This is a genomic window from Streptococcus oralis, assembly GCF_021497885.1.
In the GTDB taxonomy this organism is placed as follows: Bacteria; Bacillota; Bacilli; order Lactobacillales; family Streptococcaceae; genus Streptococcus; species Streptococcus oralis_BQ.
The window spans coordinates 1,922,753-1,938,840 of the sequence record NZ_CP046523.1; the positions used below are offsets into that span (position 1 = coordinate 1,922,753).

Here is a 16,088-nt window from a genome sequence, read left to right on the forward strand (position 1 = left end):
AGAACTCCTGAAATTCAGGAGTTCTTTTTTACTTCTTACATAGAGTAGTTTGGCGCCTCATTAGTGATTTGTACATCATGAGGATGGCTTTCTTTCAGGCCAGCCCCAGACATTTCAATAAATTGAGCGTTGTCATGCAATTCTTTAAGGTTAGCTGCACCACAGTAACCCATACCAGAGCGAATACCACCAATCATTTGGAAAACAATATCAGCTGCTGCGCCTTTATAGGCTACGCGACCTTCAATTCCTTCTGGAACAAGTTTGTTCGCTTCATTGACAGAACCTTGGAAGTAACGGTCACTTGAACCTTTCTTCATTGCAGCGATTGACCCCATACCACGGTAAGTCTTGAATTTACGTCCTTGGAAGATTTCCGTTTCACCTGGTGCTTCGTCTGTTCCAGCAAACATTGATCCAAGCATAACTGCATTTCCACCTGCGGCAAGGGCTTTTACAATATCTCCAGAATACTTGATTCCACCATCAGCAATAATTGTTTTTCCATATTCGCGCGCAACGGCTGCCGCATCATAGATTGCTGTCACTTGTGGGACACCCACACCTGCAATCACACGAGTAGTACAGATAGAACCTGGTCCGATACCGACTTTGACAACATCTACACCTGCATCATAAAGAGCACGCGCACCTTCTGCAGTTGCAATATTACCAGCAATCAAAGTGCGATCTGGGAAATGAGCACGAATCTCAGCAATTTTACGCAAGACACCTGCAGAATGACCATGCGCAGTATCAATAACAATTGCATCAGCACCTGCTTCAAAAAGGGCTTCGGCACGTTCAAATGTATCTGAAGTAACACCTACCGCACCAGCAACTAGAAGACGGCCAAATTCATCCTTTGCTGCATTTGGAAATTCAATCACTTTTTCAATATCTTTAATAGTAATCAATCCAGAAAGACGACCTTCTTCGTCTACCAAAGGAAGTTTTTCAATACGGTGTTCTTGAAGAATGCTTTCAGCTGTTGCAAGATCTGTACCAACAGGAGCAGTAACAAGATTTTCGCTGGTCATGTGGTTTGAGATTGGCTGATTGTAATCTGAAATAAAGCGAAGATCTCGGTTTGTCAAAATACCAACCAATTTACGATTTTCAAGTGTTTCCACAACTGGAATACCACTGATACGGTAGCGTCCCATCAGTTCGTCTGCTTCAGCAATAGTGTGTTCTGGAGTCAAGAAGAATGGATCAATAATAACACCATTTTCAGAACGTTTTACCTTGCGAACTTCATCTGCCTGTTGCGCAATAGACATATTTTTATGGATTACTCCAAGACCACCCGCACGAGCAATGGCAATAGCCATTTGACTTTCTGTGACTGTGTCCATGGCGGCTGTTATAATTGGGATATTTAAAGTCAGATTATCTGCCAATTTTGTTGTTAAATCTGCATCATTAGGCAACACATGACTTTCTGCTGGAATGAGCAATACATCATCAAAGGTAAAACCTTTTTTCAAAAATTTAGTGTCCCAATTAGACATTGAAGTTTCCTCTTTTCTTTCTTTTTGAGCTTGACTCTTTTTGTATTGTATCTATCATACCATTCTATGAAAATTTGTCAATTATATTTATAACAGAAAACATAAAAAACTATCCCTGTGATTCTATGGAAGAGATAGTTTTACGATTCATATTTTATCTATTATTTAAAATAATTTAGTCCCATTGCTCCCTTAACTTCAGATAGAGTTTGCCCTGCAACCTCACGAGCTTTTTCACTACCTTTTTGAAGCATATTATACACTTCACCCATATCCTTAGCAAATTCGATACGGCGCTCACGAATAGGACCAAGTTCGCGTTCGAGTATTTCAAGTAGATAACGCTTCGTCTTCACATCGCCAAGACCACCACGTTGATAGTGTTCTTTCATCTCTGCAATGTCTTGAGCATCTTCTGGGCGACCAAAAACATGTAGATAATGGAAAACCATATTCCCTTCAATCTTACCTGGATCCTCGACTCGAATATGGTTCGGATCAGTATACATGCTCATGACTTTTTTACGCAAGGTATCCGCATCATCAGCTAGATAAATACCATTATTAAGGGATTTAGACATCTTGGCATTTCCATCTAAACCAGGCAAACGTCCTGCTCTCTCATTTTCTGGATAAATACCTTCTGGTTCCACCAAAACATCACAGTTATATGCGTTGTTAAAAGAACGAACAATTTCACGAGTCTGTTCAATCATTGGTTTTTGGTCTGTTCCTACAGGAACATAATTAGCCTTAAAGGCTGTGATATCAGCTGCTTGCGCAATTGGATAAACCAAAAATCCTGTCGGAATACTTTCTCCAAATCCTTTCTGAGCAATCTCTGTTTTTACTGTCGGATTCCGTTCCAAACGAGCTAGTGAAACCAAATTCATATAGTACATAGATAATTCAGCCAACTCTGGAATTTGACTTTGAATAAAGATAGTTGATTTACTTGGATCCAATCCAACTGCTAAATAATCCAAGGCAACATTCCCAATCGATTCTACAATCGTTTGAGGATCTTTGGCGTGATCTGTCAATGCTTGTTGGTCCGCCAAAAAAACAAACATGTCATACTTGTCTTCTTCCTGCAGTAATACTCTATTTTTAAGACTCCCAACATAATGTCCAATATGCAGTTTTCCTGTTGGGCGATCTCCTGTTAAAATAATAGGTTTCGTCATTTTTTTCTCCTTCGAAATGGTCTCTTCAATTATAGCATTTTTTTGTTAAAATAACAGAAAATTATTTAAATCAAACAACTAACTCTTTGTAAATAAACCTGTAAACTTAATTGACATAAAATTGACAAACAAAAATTTGAATATTTCTCTCTTTTCTAGTAGAATAAATGTATTACATATTATAGGAGAAAAACATTGCTTACAGTATCTGATGTTTCACTACGTTTTAGTGATCGCAAACTTTTTGATGATGTCAACATCAAATTTACAGAAGGAAATACATACGGATTAATTGGTGCTAATGGTGCTGGGAAGTCTACATTCTTAAAAATTCTAGCTGGTGATATCGAACCTACAACTGGCCACATCTCTCTTGGTCCAGATGAACGTCTCTCTGTCCTCCGTCAAAATCACTTTGACTATGAAGATGAGCGTGTCATTGATGTCGTCATTATGGGAAATGAAAAACTTTATAGCATCATGAAGGAAAAAGATGCTATTTACATGAAGGAAGATTTTTCCGATGAAGATGGTGTTCGTGCAGCTGAACTTGAAGGTGAATTTGCCGAACTTGGAGGTTGGGAGGCAGAGAGCGAAGCATCTCAACTACTTCAAAACCTAAATATTCCAGAAGAATTGCACTACCAAAACATGAGCGAATTGGCCAATGGTGAAAAAGTGAAGGTTCTCCTTGCTAAAGCCTTATTTGGTAAACCTGATGTTCTTCTCTTGGACGAGCCGACCAACGGTCTTGATATCCAGTCTATTACTTGGTTAGAAGACTTCTTGATTGACTTTGATAACACCGTTATCGTTGTATCCCACGACCGCCACTTCTTAAACAAAGTATGTACTCACATGGCCGACCTTGACTTTGGAAAAATCAAACTCTATGTCGGAAACTATGACTTCTGGAAGGAATCTTCTGAGCTTGCTGCTAAATTGCTAGCAGACCGTAATGCCAAAGCGGAAGAAAAAATTAAACAATTGCAAGAATTCGTTGCTCGATTCTCTGCCAACGCTTCTAAGTCAAGACAGGCAACGTCTCGTAAAAAAATGCTTGACAAGATTGAACTAGAAGAAATTGTGCCATCTAGTCGTAAATATCCATTTATCAACTTTAAAGCAGAACGTGAGATTGGTAATGATCTCTTGACAGTAGAAAATCTAACTGTAAAGATTGATGGCGAAACTATCCTAGACAATATTAGTTTCATCTTGCGTCCAGGTGACAAGACAGCTCTTATTGGACAAAATGACATCCAAACAACTGCATTAATTCGTGCAATTATGGGTGACATCGACTATGAAGGAACTGTCAAGTGGGGAGTTACTACTAGCCGTTCTTACTTGCCAAAAGACAACTCGGCTGATTTTGCAGGAGGAGAGTCAATTCTTGACTGGTTGCGTCAATTTGCAAGTAAAGAAGAAGATGACAATACTTTCTTACGTGGTTTCCTTGGTCGTATGCTCTTTTCTGGAGATGAGGTTAACAAACCTGTAAACGTCTTATCAGGGGGAGAAAAAGTGCGTGTCATGCTTTCAAAACTCATGCTCTTGAAATCAAATGTCCTTGTACTTGATGATCCAACAAATCACTTGGACTTGGAATCTATCTCAAGCTTGAACGATGGATTGAAAAACTTTAAAGAATCAATCATCTTTGCCAGCCATGACCACGAGTTCATTCAAACTTTGGCAAACCATATTATTGTTTTGTCTAAGAATGGCGTCATCGATCGTATCGATGAAACCTATGATGAATTCTTAGAAAATGCAGAAGTACAAGCAAAAGTCAAAGACCTTTGGAAAGACTAAATAAGACTTCAAAACTCAGTTGGGTTAACCAACTGAGTTTTCTATCATTCTATGAGGTAACATGAAATCATTTTTTAAAACATATCGGACCTATTTTGTTTCTTTTATCATTCCTGTAGTAATTATGACAGGAGTATACCTATCTCAAGGTATCTACTGGAATAGCGATACATCTCCACTATTAGGAGACGGTTTCCATCAATACGTTATTTTTGATGTAGCTTTACGAAATATTCTACATGGAAATGGTAGTTTGTTTTACACTTTTACAAGTGGTCTCGGACTGAATTTCTATGCTCTATCTAGTTATTACTTGGGTAGTTTTCTCTCGCCTCTGGTTTACTTTTTTAATCTGTCGAATATGCCAGATGCTGTTTATCTGACAACTCTTTTAAAATTTGGATTGATTGGTCTGTCAACCTTCTTTAGTTTGAATAGATTATTTAAAGATACCCCAAAATTTTTAAAACTGGCCTTATCTACTTCCTATGCTTTAATGAGCTTCACTGTCAGTCAGTTAGAGATAAAAACCTGGCTAGATGTTTTCATCTTGATTCCTTTAATTATAACTGGCTTACACATGCTTATAACAGAAAAGAAGCACCTACTATACTTTACAAGTCTGTCAATCTTGTTTATTCAAAATTATTATTTTGGCTACATGACAGCTTTGTTTCTAATTTTCTGGTATATCTGCCAAATTTCTTGGGACTTTAAAACTCGAAAATCATCTTTTCTTGATTTTGTTGTTACCTCCTTTTTAGCTGGAATGGCTAGTTTGATTATGACTCTTCCTACACTGTTTGATTTACAAACTCATGGTGAGAAGTTGACTGCCATCACAAAATTAAAGACAGATAGTAGCTGGTATCTGGATATTTTCGCAAAACAATTCATTGGATCTTTTGATACAACTAAGTATGGATCTATACCAATGATTTTTGTTGGATTACTTCCTTTTATTTTGACCATTCTATTTTTCACAATAAAATCCATAAGGTTTCACGTGAAACTTACCTATGCAATTTTCTTTACTTTTTTAATAACAAGCTTTTACATAGAAGCACTTGATTTATTTTGGCAAGGGATGCACACCCCAAATATGTTTTTGCATCGCTATGCTTGGATTTTTTCCACTCTGTTAATTTATACTGCAGCAGAAGTCTTAAATCGTCTGAAAGAACTGAAGCTCTGGAACCTATTTATCTCACTTTTTCTTGTACTAACAGGATTTTTGGCTACTGTCTATTTAAAATCACACTATTCTTTTTTAACTGATTTGAATATCTTACTCACTCTTGAATTTCTACTAGTTTATGCTCTTTTACTTCTTGCAGTCATTAGAAAATTTATCTCTGTAAATCTGTTTGCAATTCTTTTGTCTTTATTTATAACAGCTGAGATAAGCTTAAATGCATCATCTCAAATGGAAGGAATAGCTAAAGAATGGGCCTTTGCTTCTCGTAGCGCCTATAATAAAAATATTACTGCTATGGAATCCATTCTAAACCAAATTGACAATCCATTTACACGTACTGAAAAACTGCAAATTCAGACAGGGAATGACAGTATGAAATTTAACTACAATGGAATCTCTCAATTTTCGTCTGTACGAAATCGTTCAGCTAGCACTAGTTTGGACAAACTTGGATTCAAATCCTCTGGAACTAACCTCAATCTCCGTTATGCAAATAATAGTCTTTTAGCAGATAGTTTATTTGGAATCCAGTACAATATTTCTGAAACTTCACTTGACAAGTATGGCTTTCAAGGGATTTATCAAAAGGATCATTTAACCTTATATAAAAATCAACTCTCTTTACCCATTGCCTTTGCCACTCAATCTATTTACACAGATGTAAACTTTAACAATCACACTCTAGATAATCAGGCTTTATTTATAAACCAGCTTGCTAATCTCAACATGGATTACTTCTCCCAAATAGCATATGATAAAACAGATACTTCAGATGGTTTAACGAGCATCACAGGTTCTGCGAATGAAGATGCAAAGATTGATTATCAAATTGAGGTTCCTCAAAATAGTCAAGTCTATCTCTCTTTTTCAAATCTTCATTTTACAAACGATAAGCAAAAGAAAGTTGACATCATTGTCAATGGAGAAAAAAAGACTTTTACAACTGACAATGCATTTAATTTCTTTAATTTGGGTTATACTGAAGAACAAAAAACTTTCAATATCAGTGTTAGTTTCCCTGGAAATTCTCAGGTGTCATTTGAATCTCCAACCTTCTATCGTTTAGATACTCAGGCTCTTACTGAGGCAATTCAAAAGATTAAAGAACAACCTGTAGAAGTATCCACCTCTAAAAATAAAGTATTTGCTACATATGAAGTAAAACAAGATACCTCTATTTTCTTCACTATTCCTTATGACAAAGGTTGGTCTGCATTCCAAGATGGGAAAAAACTTGAAATCAAGCAGGCTCAGACTGGTTTTATGAAAGTTGATGTTCCAAAGGGAAAAGGCACCATTACACTTTCCTTTATACCCAATGGTTTTGTTATTGGAGCAGCCTGCTCACTAACTGCCCTTCTTCTTTTTGGGATCTATAATCACAGACGAAATTTATCTAAGACAGAAAAAGATTGACCAATTCCTTGGCCAATCTTTTTAATCTTCTTCCATTTTCTTAGGTTGATAAGCTAGCATACCTAAAGCAGTAAAGAAAGCTAGAGTTATAATAAGGAAAATCACTTGGTGATGAATATTTCCTGTCATAGAGATTGTTTGTCGTAAGCCTGATACAGAATAACTCATTGGTAACCAAGGATTGACACCTTTGAAGAAATCATTTGTCAAAGCAAGGGGATAGGTCCCTGCACTTGATGCTAACTGTAATAAAAGTAAAATAAGAGAGAAGAAAGCTCCTATACGGCTATTCCAAGTTGTTAAAGCTGTCACCATAGACATGAAAGCTAAACTTGTGATTATAATTAGAATCAAGGTCCTCATCTCATGGTTCGCAGTCAATCCAATAAGATGGACACCTCCATAAACTAAAACACCTGCTAAGACAGCTATAATCCCATTTATTTCAGAGCGAGACTTCAACCAAGCCCAACGACTCTCTGGATGACGTCCAGAAGGCAACTTAGCAAAAATCATATTGGTAGATATAGCAGCAACAAAAAGAGCAACTGATATCATATAAGGAGCCATGGCAATCCCATTTACAGGAACTTGGTCATTGTCTGTTTTTGAGAGAACTAGAGGATCAGATAATGTTTCTGCATTTTCAGATTCTGTTGATGCTGATTTAAGTTGATTGTTAGCATTGCCTAATCCTTGTCCTAATGAATCAACTCCTGTCTGTAAATCTTCCAATCCAGAAGTTAACTTTGTTCCACCTTCTGCAAGTTTCCCAGATCCATCTGCCAATTTATTAGCTCCATTCTCTAATTGAGAAGCACCTGAAAGTAACTGACTGGATTTGTCTGCTAATTGACCAGATCCTGATTGTAATTTATCAACTCCTGCCATTAATTCTTGACTCTTTTGATTCAATTGGTTAGAGCCAGTTGATAATTTTTCAATACCAGATACTAATTCTGGAGTTTTTTTAGCTAATTGACCAACTCCTGCTGTCAAGTTAGAAGATTTTTGTGTCAAGGTGTTTGAGCCTGAAACTAGTTGATCCAAACTACCTGTCAAGGTGGCATTTTTTTCACTTAGTTGACTTGCGCCTTGAGAAACTTTATCAACACGTGCAGTATATGCATTTACACCTGATGCAATCGACTGACTAGTAGGAACTAATTTACTCGTCACTGATCCCTGTATTTCTGTTAATCCACTTGACAATCCTGTCAAAGAAGTAGAAGCAAGCGGTAATACTTGATTAGCTTGATTTTTTAACGTCGAAAGATTTGAAGATTGATTTTGTAAGTTTTCTAAACTTCCCTGTAAACCTTGTACTAAAGCTATAATTGACTGAGCCGATTGAATACTATCAGTCGAATTTTGAGATACAGAAGCACTTATCTCAGCTTGTTGCTCACTTGTCAAGGATTGATAAGCTGCTGTCGCTTGAATATTTGCTAATATAGCTGCTTTATCAGACTGAGCACTTGCTAACATTTGATTAGAAAGAGAAACTATACTTGATAAAACAGAAGACAATTGTTTTGTATCTCCAACATCAATATTTTGAATGGCTTTATTTAACTGATTTAGACCAGAAGATAATTGATTAATTTGATCTTTTTTCCCAGACGAAGCATCTAACTTACTAGAAAGTTGTTGAATCCCTTCACTTAATTGCTCCACACCCATTCGAAGTGTAGCTGATTGATTAGATAACTGATTAGCACCTGTTGCAAGATTTCCCACTCCGTTTGTATAGGCACTAACACCAGATGAAAATTGATTAAGACCAGCATTAAGTTGAGAAACACCGCCAGTATAGGATTCTACACCAGTATATAATTGATTGATTCCTCTTACTAATTCAGGACTTTTAGAAGATAATTGACCTAATCCCCTATCTAATTGACTCACTGCACCAGTATATGTAAGCAATCCACTATTAAAATTCCCTAAGCCAAGATGAAGTTGTTCAACACCAGAGACATAAGAGGATAATCCTTTAGTAAACTGCTCCGTTCCATTTGAAAATGTTAAACTTGAAGCTGCTAAAGAGTGTAGGTTAGTAGTCAATGTTTGACTACCTGTCACTAACTGATTCGCTCCATCAGTTAATTTTTCACTACCAGAAGCCGCTTGACTCATACCATCCTTTAATTCGATCATCTTATCAAATAAGGCTTTAGTATAGGTCTCGGTTACATTGGTAGAAACATTCTGCTTCAATTGTGTCATCGCAGAATCGCTCATCTTGCTAGCAATAAAACTATGTCCACTTGACGTCTGATAATCAATCTGCATCTGTTCAGGATGATTCGTTAGAATTGAGGTAGCTTTTTCAGATAAGTCACTTGGTAAAGTCACTACCATATAGTAGTCACCATCTTCTAGCCCTTTTTCCCCTTCCTCTTCATTAACAAAATGAAAATCTAAAGTCTTATTTTCTTTTAAATTAGACACCATGTCTTCACCTATTGTCATCGTCTGTCCATTATAAGAAGCTTCCTTATCTTTATTGACAACTGCTACAGGTAACTCCGATACTTGACCATATGGATCCCACATGGACGATAAAAATATAATGTTGTATAGAGCTGGAATGAGAGAAATTCCTATCATTACAATGATAAAGGTCGGTTTTTTAAATATTGCTTTCCATTCTTTAAACATATTTCCTCCTTTTTTAAACATATTGTCTAAAATTTTGATATAATAGATTATACATCAAAAAATCCAAATTACAAGGTAAAAAATACTTTTTTAGACATATAGTCTATTTTTGTGTACAAGGAGAAAGTATGAAAGAAAGTAACAAACGTTTAAAAACAAAACGAATTATCGAAAATGCCATGGTTCAATTATTGATGGACCAACCCTTTGATCAAATTTCTACTGTCAAGTTAGCAGAAAAAGCCGGAATTAGTCGTTCCAGCTTTTACACTCACTACAAGGATAAGTATGATATGATTGAACATTACCAAAGTAAGCTCTTTCATACCTTTGAGTATATTTTCCAAAAACATGCCCATCATAAAAGAGATGCTATTTTAGAAGTATTTGAATATTTAGAGTCTGAACCACTTCTGGCTTCTCTTCTTTCTGAAAATGGAACCAAAGAAATCCAAAATTTCTTGAGAAATAAACTGCATATTATGCTTAGTACTGATCTTCAGAAACGTTTTATGCAACTACAACTAAATCCAATTGAATTAGAATACAGTAGCATTTATCTCACAAATGCCCTATTTGGAGTTTGCCAGACTTGGATTGCCCATGGAAAAAAAGAAAGCCCGCAAGAAATGACAGACTTCCTTATGAAAATGTTAGGTGATGCTAACTAAAAGAAAAAGAACACCGGGTGGTGTTCTTTTTATCTGACTCCGCCAGTAGGACTCGAACCTACGACATCATGATTAACAGTCATGCGCTACTACCAACTGAGCTATGGCGGATAAAATAGTCCGTACGGGATTCGAACCCGTGTTACCGCCGTGAAAAGGCGGTGTCTTAACCCCTTGACCAACGGACCATCTATCTGTAGCAGATATAACCATTATATCAATTTCTTACTAATTGTCAATTACTTTTTAGATTTTTTCTCCAGAATATCTCTCAGTTTGCGAACTTTCAAACGAGTGATGGGACAGCGATGATCTTCATAAAAGACAATTTCTAGATTCTTTCGATCAATTTCTCTAACATTTCCAATATTGATTAGGAAAGATTTATGAGGAGAATAAAATCGCTGGGTATGTTTGTCCTTTTCCTGAATATCTGTCATTGTTCCATAGAACTCTTTGGCAAAATTCTTACCAATAATCCGCAACTTATGAGAAACACCTGTTGTTTCGATATACAAAATATCATGGTAAGGGATTTTCAAATCATTTCCCTTATAGTTGTAATCAAAATAGTCTACAACATCTTCGTTTTCAAGCAGCATGCTCTTAGTGTAAAAAATACTCTGCTCGATACGTTTTTTGAACAATTCATCATTGATGTCTTTGTCTACAAAATCTAGAGCTGATACCTGGTATTTATAAGTTAAAGTAGCAAATTCAGATCGACTGGTAATAAAGACAATAATAGCATAAGGATTGTGATGACGGATAAACTGTGCCACTTCAAAGCCCTTTTTCTCAATTCCGTGAATATCGATATCTAGGAAATAAAGCTGATTTACTTCATCATTTTCGATATATTCCTTAAACTCACGAACTTTTCCTGTTGTCTTGTAAGAAATAGGAATATTTGATTCCTCCGAGATTTCATTCAATATTCTCTCTAGTCTCACTTGATGCTCAATAACATCTTCTAAAATTAATACTTTCATTCGAATTCCCTCTTAAATCTAATAATTTGTCTAAATGTGTTGTCTTCCATCTCTGTTTCTAACATAATGTTGTCATATTTATCTAGAATCTCTTTGACATTATTAAGCCCTAAACCTCTATTTCTTCCCTTGGTAGAGAAACCTAAGGCAAATAAGTCCTCTGAAGGCGTCATAGTGATTTTACATGAATTCTGGATGACTATAACTGTCTCAAAATCCATTTTAATGACTGCAACTTCCATTTGTTTCAAGTAACTATCCGCGGCTCCTTCAACAGCATTGTTTAAGAGAATACTCATGATGCGAACAAGATCAAGTAAATCCATTGACAATCTAGTAATAACATCCTTTACTTCCAATGTAAACTCTACATCATTATTTCGTGCATAAACAATGGATTGAGCAATCAAACTACGTAAAGCTGAATCTTCTAAATTGTTCAAATCAAAGTAAGTATATTTTTCTGAACGCAGTTTTTGATTCGCTTTTACTAATACTTCCTTGTAAACTCTGTCAATTTCCTGTAAATCTTCACTGTCAATTGCCATTTGCATGCTGACAAGCATACCTGCATAGTCATGACGAAAACCTCGAATTTCATTATACAACTTGACAATTTCATCAGTATAAGTCTGTAAATGCTTTTGTTCAAATTTCTTCTGCTTTAGGGCAATCTCTTTTTCAATTTGAACCTTATAAGAATTCATTGCAAAGAAAATCAATAACAAGCAAATAAAAACAATGGTTGATAAAATACTTCCAAAACTATTTAAATGAGAAATAGTACTCACGATATCTGAAATAAAAGAGACGATATGCAAGAAGATAAATGCATATAGCACTTTTTTCAAAAAAGAATAGAGATATTCTTTGTCAAAATATTTAAACTCCAAATGGAAATAACGAATTGTTTTTAAAATAACAAAATAAGTCAACAACAATACTACTAGAAAGAATATACTTTCATAGTGTAATGCAAGCTCATCACCTGTTATCGAGGATAGCGTTACAGCTATAAAAGTATGAGTACTGTGATATAAGAGAGAAAGTAGGAAACTTAGGAATACTCCCCTATACTTATCAAACTTTTTAAACCATATAAAATAAGCGTATAAAATAAATGGATATAAAAATTTTTCAATCCCTAGTCCACTTAAATATATAGAATAGAAGAAAAATTCAACTACAAATTCTACTATTACTGTATAAAAAATAAAGAAGTATTGTTCTTTTCTAGTTGTGTTACAAATCAAATTATAACTTTTACTAGTAATAAAAATATGTAATATAACGCTTATTATTGCGAAAAAATCCATTCTTTTCTCCCTTTACTTTCTTTTAAAAAAATAAAATAAAAAATTATTTTCCTTTCTAATTTCTCCACCTTGAATCTCCTGCAATTCTTTCTCTGTAAGCTTTTTGAACTGTTCCAATTTAACTGTGTTTTTCATAATAAAATCTCCTGTATTGTTTTTCTTGTAAATTAACTTACAAATTTATTATACAAAATGAAGATTATTTAAGAAAAATTTCTTCTCAACTGCACTGTTTTGCACCTGAAACGCACTTTTTTAAGAAAAAAGCTGGGAGTAATCCCAGCTTCTTCTCTAATGTACTGATCCCAGCAGGATTCGAACCTGCGACCGTTCGCTTAGAAGGCGAATGCTCTATCCAGCTGAGCTATGAGACCTAACATGACCATTCTATCAAAAAACAAGAAGTAAGTCAATCTTCTATTTATGATAAGGGGATCCCTGCTGAATGGTAAAAGCACGATAAATTTGTTCAACAAGAACTAATCTCATTAACTGATGTGGCAAGGTCAAACGTCCAAAACTAACAGAAAGATTCGCTCGATGCTTCACAGCAGGGGATAGTCCCAGACTTCCACCAATAATAAATGTAAGGGTAGAAAATCCCTTTATAGAAGCCTGTTCCAGCTGTTTACTGAATTCTTCTGAAGAGAGAGTTTTTCCTTCAATTGCCAACACAACAACAAAATCTCTTTCTCCAACTTTAGAAAGAATTCGATTTCCCTCTATTTCTAATATTTTATGATTTTCTGACTCACTTGCCTTATCTGGAGTTTTTTCATCAGCTAACTCAATGATTTCTACAGTGGCAAAACGAGAAATTCGTTTAGTATATTCAGCAATGCCATCTTTAAGGTATTTTTCCTTCAGTTTTCCAACTGTTACAATTTTTATTTTCATTCTTCTATTCTAACATATTCACACTTCATTTCACATCTTATTCACAAAGAATCATCTAGAAAAACTAGCAAATTCACAGAAAAAAAGCGAGTTATCCACAACTTGTGTAAAACTTCTACCTTTAAGCTTGAATTAAGTTAATAGATTTATACTTTAATCAAATAAAAAACAAACGGAGGCGTTTATGAAACACTTACAAAAATTTTACAAAAAAGGAGTTACCTTTCTTATCATCATTCTGATAGGATTTTTGAGTGGTGCCCTAGGAAGTTTTGTGACACTGCAACTTTATCAAAAACAAGTAAGTCAAGCCACAAATAACACTACAAACACTGTTACTCAGACTTCCTACAAAAATGAAAATGCAACAACTCAGGCCGTTAATAAGGTAAAAGATGCCGTTGTGTCGGTCATCACTTATTCATCAAATCGACAAAATAGTGTTTTTGGAAATGACGAGACAGATACGGATACCGACTCTCAACAGGTAGCAAGTGAAGGTTCTGGTGTTATTTACAAAAAGAATGGGAAAGATGCCTACCTTGTGACAAATACCCACGTTATTAAAGGAGCTTCAAAAGTTGATATCCGTTTAGCAGACGGTACAAAAGTTCCTGGTGAAATTGTCGGTTCTGATACGTTCTCTGATATTGCTGTCGTAAAAATTTCTTCAGAAAAAGTCACAACCGTAGCAGAATTTGGAGATTCTAGCAAGCTTAATGTCGGAGAAACTGCAATCGCAATTGGTAGTCCTCTGGGCTCAGAATATGCCAATACAGTTACCCAAGGAATCATTTCAAGTCTCAATCGAAATGTCTCTCTAAAATCTCAAGATGGTCAAGCGATTTCTACAAAAGCTATTCAGACAGATACTGCTATTAACCCTGGTAACTCTGGTGGTCCACTTGTAAACATTCAGGGCCAAGTTATCGGGATTACATCAAGTAAAATTGCAAGTAATGGTGGAACCTCTGTCGAAGGTCTTGGTTTTGCAATCCCATCAAATGATGCTCAAAATATTATTAAACAGCTTGAAAGTGATGGTAAAGTGACTCGCCCTGCTCTTGGAATTCAAATGGTTAATTTAGCTAATATCGGAGCTAGTGATCTTAGAAAACTCAATATTCCAAGTAGCGTAACTTCTGGTGTAGTGGTAAAATCTGTTCAAAGTAATATGCCTGCATCTGGTCACCTTGAAAAATACGACGTTATTACCAAAGTTGACGACAAGGAGACTTCTTCGTCAACAGATTTACAGAGTGCTCTTTACAACCATTCTATCGGAGACACCATTAAAATCACCTACTATCGAAATGGGAAAGAGGAGACTACAACTGTTAAACTAGATAAAAGTACAAGTGATTTAGAATCTTAATTGACATCAGTGTAAAGAAAACTTTACATATAATAAAAGATATGTTAGTGTAGAATCATGGAAAAATTTGAAATGATTTCTATATCGGAAATACAAAAAAATCCCTATCAACCTCGAAAAGAATTTAATGCAGATAAACTAAGGGAATTGGCTGAGTCAATCAAAGAAAATGGGGTCATCCAACCCATCATCGTTCGTCAATCTCCTGTAATTGGTTATGAAATCCTTGCAGGAGAAAGACGATATCGGGCTTCTCTCTTAGCTGGTCTCACTTCTATTCCAGCCGTTGTGAAGCACCTCTCAGATCAGGAAATGATGATTCAGTCTATCATTGAGAATTTACAGAGAGAAAACTTGAATCCAGTTGAAGAGGCACGCGCCTATGACTCTTTAGTTGAAAAAGGATATACCCATACCGAAATAGCAGATAAAATGGGAAAATCTCGTCCTTATATCACTAATTTTATTCGTTTGCTTTCCCTACCAGAGCATATCTTATCTGAAGTAGAAAATGGAAAAATTTCTCAAGCTCATGCACGCTCACTAGTTGGTTTGGATAAAGAGCGACAGGAATATTTCTTCCAATTGATCAAAAATGAAGACATCTCTGTGAGAAAGTTAGAAACACTGCTGACAGAGAAAAAACAAAAGAAGCAGAAAAAAAGTGATTCTTTCATCAAAGATGAGGAAGATAAATTAAAAAAACTACTTGGATTAAATGTAGAAATTAAACTTTCTAAAAAAGATACTGGAAAGGTTATTATTTCTTTTTCAAACCAAGAAGAATATGACAGAATTATCAACAGCCTGAAATAAGGCTGTTCTTTTATTTTTTCAACCCACAAATTTATCCACTATTTTTTATAGCAAAAAACCAAAGAATTCAAGGAAATCCCTCACTTATCCCCAACCTGTGGATAAAAAGTGTAAACATTGTGGATTCTTTTCCACAGATTGTGGAAAAATGCTAGCATCTATGGTAAAATAAATCTAACAATAAACCTTTTTACATCAAATATAGCAAAGGAGGGGGATAATCG

At 35.4% G+C, this 16,088-nt stretch carries 12 protein-coding genes and 3 tRNA genes; 5 read left to right on the forward strand and 10 right to left on the reverse strand.

Annotation, left to right across the window (positions count from 1 at the left end; genetic code table 11):
- Positions 1-35: 35 nt before the first annotated feature.
- Positions 36-1,514: an IMP dehydrogenase gene (guaB, locus tag GOM48_RS09670; protein WP_173259338.1), complete on the reverse strand. Its 1,479-nt coding sequence runs from the start codon at positions 1,512-1,514 to the stop codon at positions 36-38.
- 161 nt (positions 1,515-1,675) lie between these two features.
- A complete protein-coding gene (gene trpS, locus GOM48_RS09675; RefSeq protein WP_235097578.1) occupies positions 1,676-2,701 on the reverse strand; it encodes a tryptophan--tRNA ligase in 1,026 nt (341 codons plus the stop codon).
- Between the two features lie 195 nt (positions 2,702-2,896).
- On the opposite strand from trpS, the gene GOM48_RS09680 reads away from it, so the two are divergent.
- Together GOM48_RS09680 and GOM48_RS09685 are read left to right on the forward strand one after the other, a co-directional pair.
- Positions 2,897-4,519 (forward strand): ATP-binding cassette domain-containing protein, encoded by a 1,623-nt coding sequence (locus tag GOM48_RS09680; RefSeq protein WP_125449725.1) that lies wholly within the window; start codon positions 2,897-2,899, stop codon positions 4,517-4,519.
- 61 nt (positions 4,520-4,580) lie between these two features.
- Positions 4,581-7,133, forward strand: coding sequence for a YfhO family protein (locus GOM48_RS09685; protein WP_235097580.1), 2,553 nt, complete (start codon positions 4,581-4,583; stop codon positions 7,131-7,133).
- Between the two features lie 21 nt (positions 7,134-7,154).
- Here GOM48_RS09685 and GOM48_RS09690 read toward each other — a convergent pair whose 3' ends face one another.
- The gene (locus tag GOM48_RS09690) at positions 7,155-9,797 is read right to left on the reverse strand and encodes a YhgE/Pip domain-containing protein (protein ID WP_235097582.1); all 2,643 of its coding nucleotides are present in this window, start codon (positions 9,795-9,797) and stop codon (positions 7,155-7,157) included.
- A gap of 128 nt (positions 9,798-9,925) precedes the next feature.
- Between GOM48_RS09690 and GOM48_RS09695 the strand changes: the two genes are divergently transcribed.
- The gene (locus tag GOM48_RS09695) at positions 9,926-10,468 is read left to right on the forward strand and encodes a TetR/AcrR family transcriptional regulator (protein WP_235097583.1); all 543 of its coding nucleotides are present in this window, start codon (positions 9,926-9,928) and stop codon (positions 10,466-10,468) included.
- Positions 10,469-10,505: 37 nt separating this feature from the next.
- Here GOM48_RS09695 and GOM48_RS09700 read toward each other — a convergent pair.
- The 7 genes from GOM48_RS09700 to rlmH all read right to left on the reverse strand — a co-directional run bounded on the left by GOM48_RS09700 (position 10,506) and on the right by rlmH (position 13,673).
- Positions 10,506-10,579, reverse strand: a tRNA-Asn gene (locus tag GOM48_RS09700).
- A gap of 5 nt (positions 10,580-10,584) precedes the next feature.
- Positions 10,585-10,656 (reverse strand) — tRNA-Glu (locus GOM48_RS09705).
- A 51-nt stretch (positions 10,657-10,707) separates the two neighbouring features.
- Entirely contained in the window at positions 10,708-11,460 is a 753-nt protein-coding gene (gene comE, locus GOM48_RS09710; RefSeq protein WP_235097585.1) for a competence system response regulator transcription factor ComE, read from the reverse strand.
- Positions 11,457-12,776 carry a competence system sensor histidine kinase ComD gene (comD, locus tag GOM48_RS09715; protein WP_235097586.1) on the reverse strand — a complete coding sequence of 440 codons (1,320 nt, stop codon included), beginning with the start codon at positions 12,774-12,776 and terminating at the stop codon, positions 11,457-11,459. The genes comE and comD overlap by 4 nt, the downstream gene beginning before the upstream one ends.
- A 12-nt stretch (positions 12,777-12,788) precedes the next feature.
- Positions 12,789-12,911, reverse strand: coding sequence for a competence-stimulating peptide ComC (gene comC / locus GOM48_RS09720; protein ID WP_235097589.1), 123 nt, complete (start codon positions 12,909-12,911; stop codon positions 12,789-12,791).
- Between the two features lie 165 nt (positions 12,912-13,076).
- Positions 13,077-13,150 (reverse strand) — tRNA-Arg (locus tag GOM48_RS09725).
- A 43-nt stretch (positions 13,151-13,193) separates the two neighbouring features.
- Positions 13,194-13,673 carry a 23S rRNA (pseudouridine(1915)-N(3))-methyltransferase RlmH gene (rlmH, locus tag GOM48_RS09730; protein WP_235097591.1) on the reverse strand — a complete coding sequence of 160 codons (480 nt, stop codon included), beginning with the start codon at positions 13,671-13,673 and terminating at the stop codon, positions 13,194-13,196.
- 184 nt (positions 13,674-13,857) lie between these two features.
- On the opposite strand from rlmH, the gene GOM48_RS09735 reads away from it, so the two are divergent.
- On the forward strand, positions 13,858-15,048 hold the full coding sequence (locus GOM48_RS09735; RefSeq protein WP_235097593.1) for a S1C family serine protease: 1,191 nt from the start codon (positions 13,858-13,860) through the stop codon (positions 15,046-15,048).
- Positions 15,049-15,105: 57 nt separating this feature from the next.
- Positions 15,106-15,864, forward strand: a complete 759-nt coding sequence (locus GOM48_RS09740) for a ParB/RepB/Spo0J family partition protein (RefSeq protein ID WP_235097595.1) — start codon at positions 15,106-15,108, stop codon at positions 15,862-15,864.
- Positions 15,865-16,088: the final 224 nt, after the last annotated feature.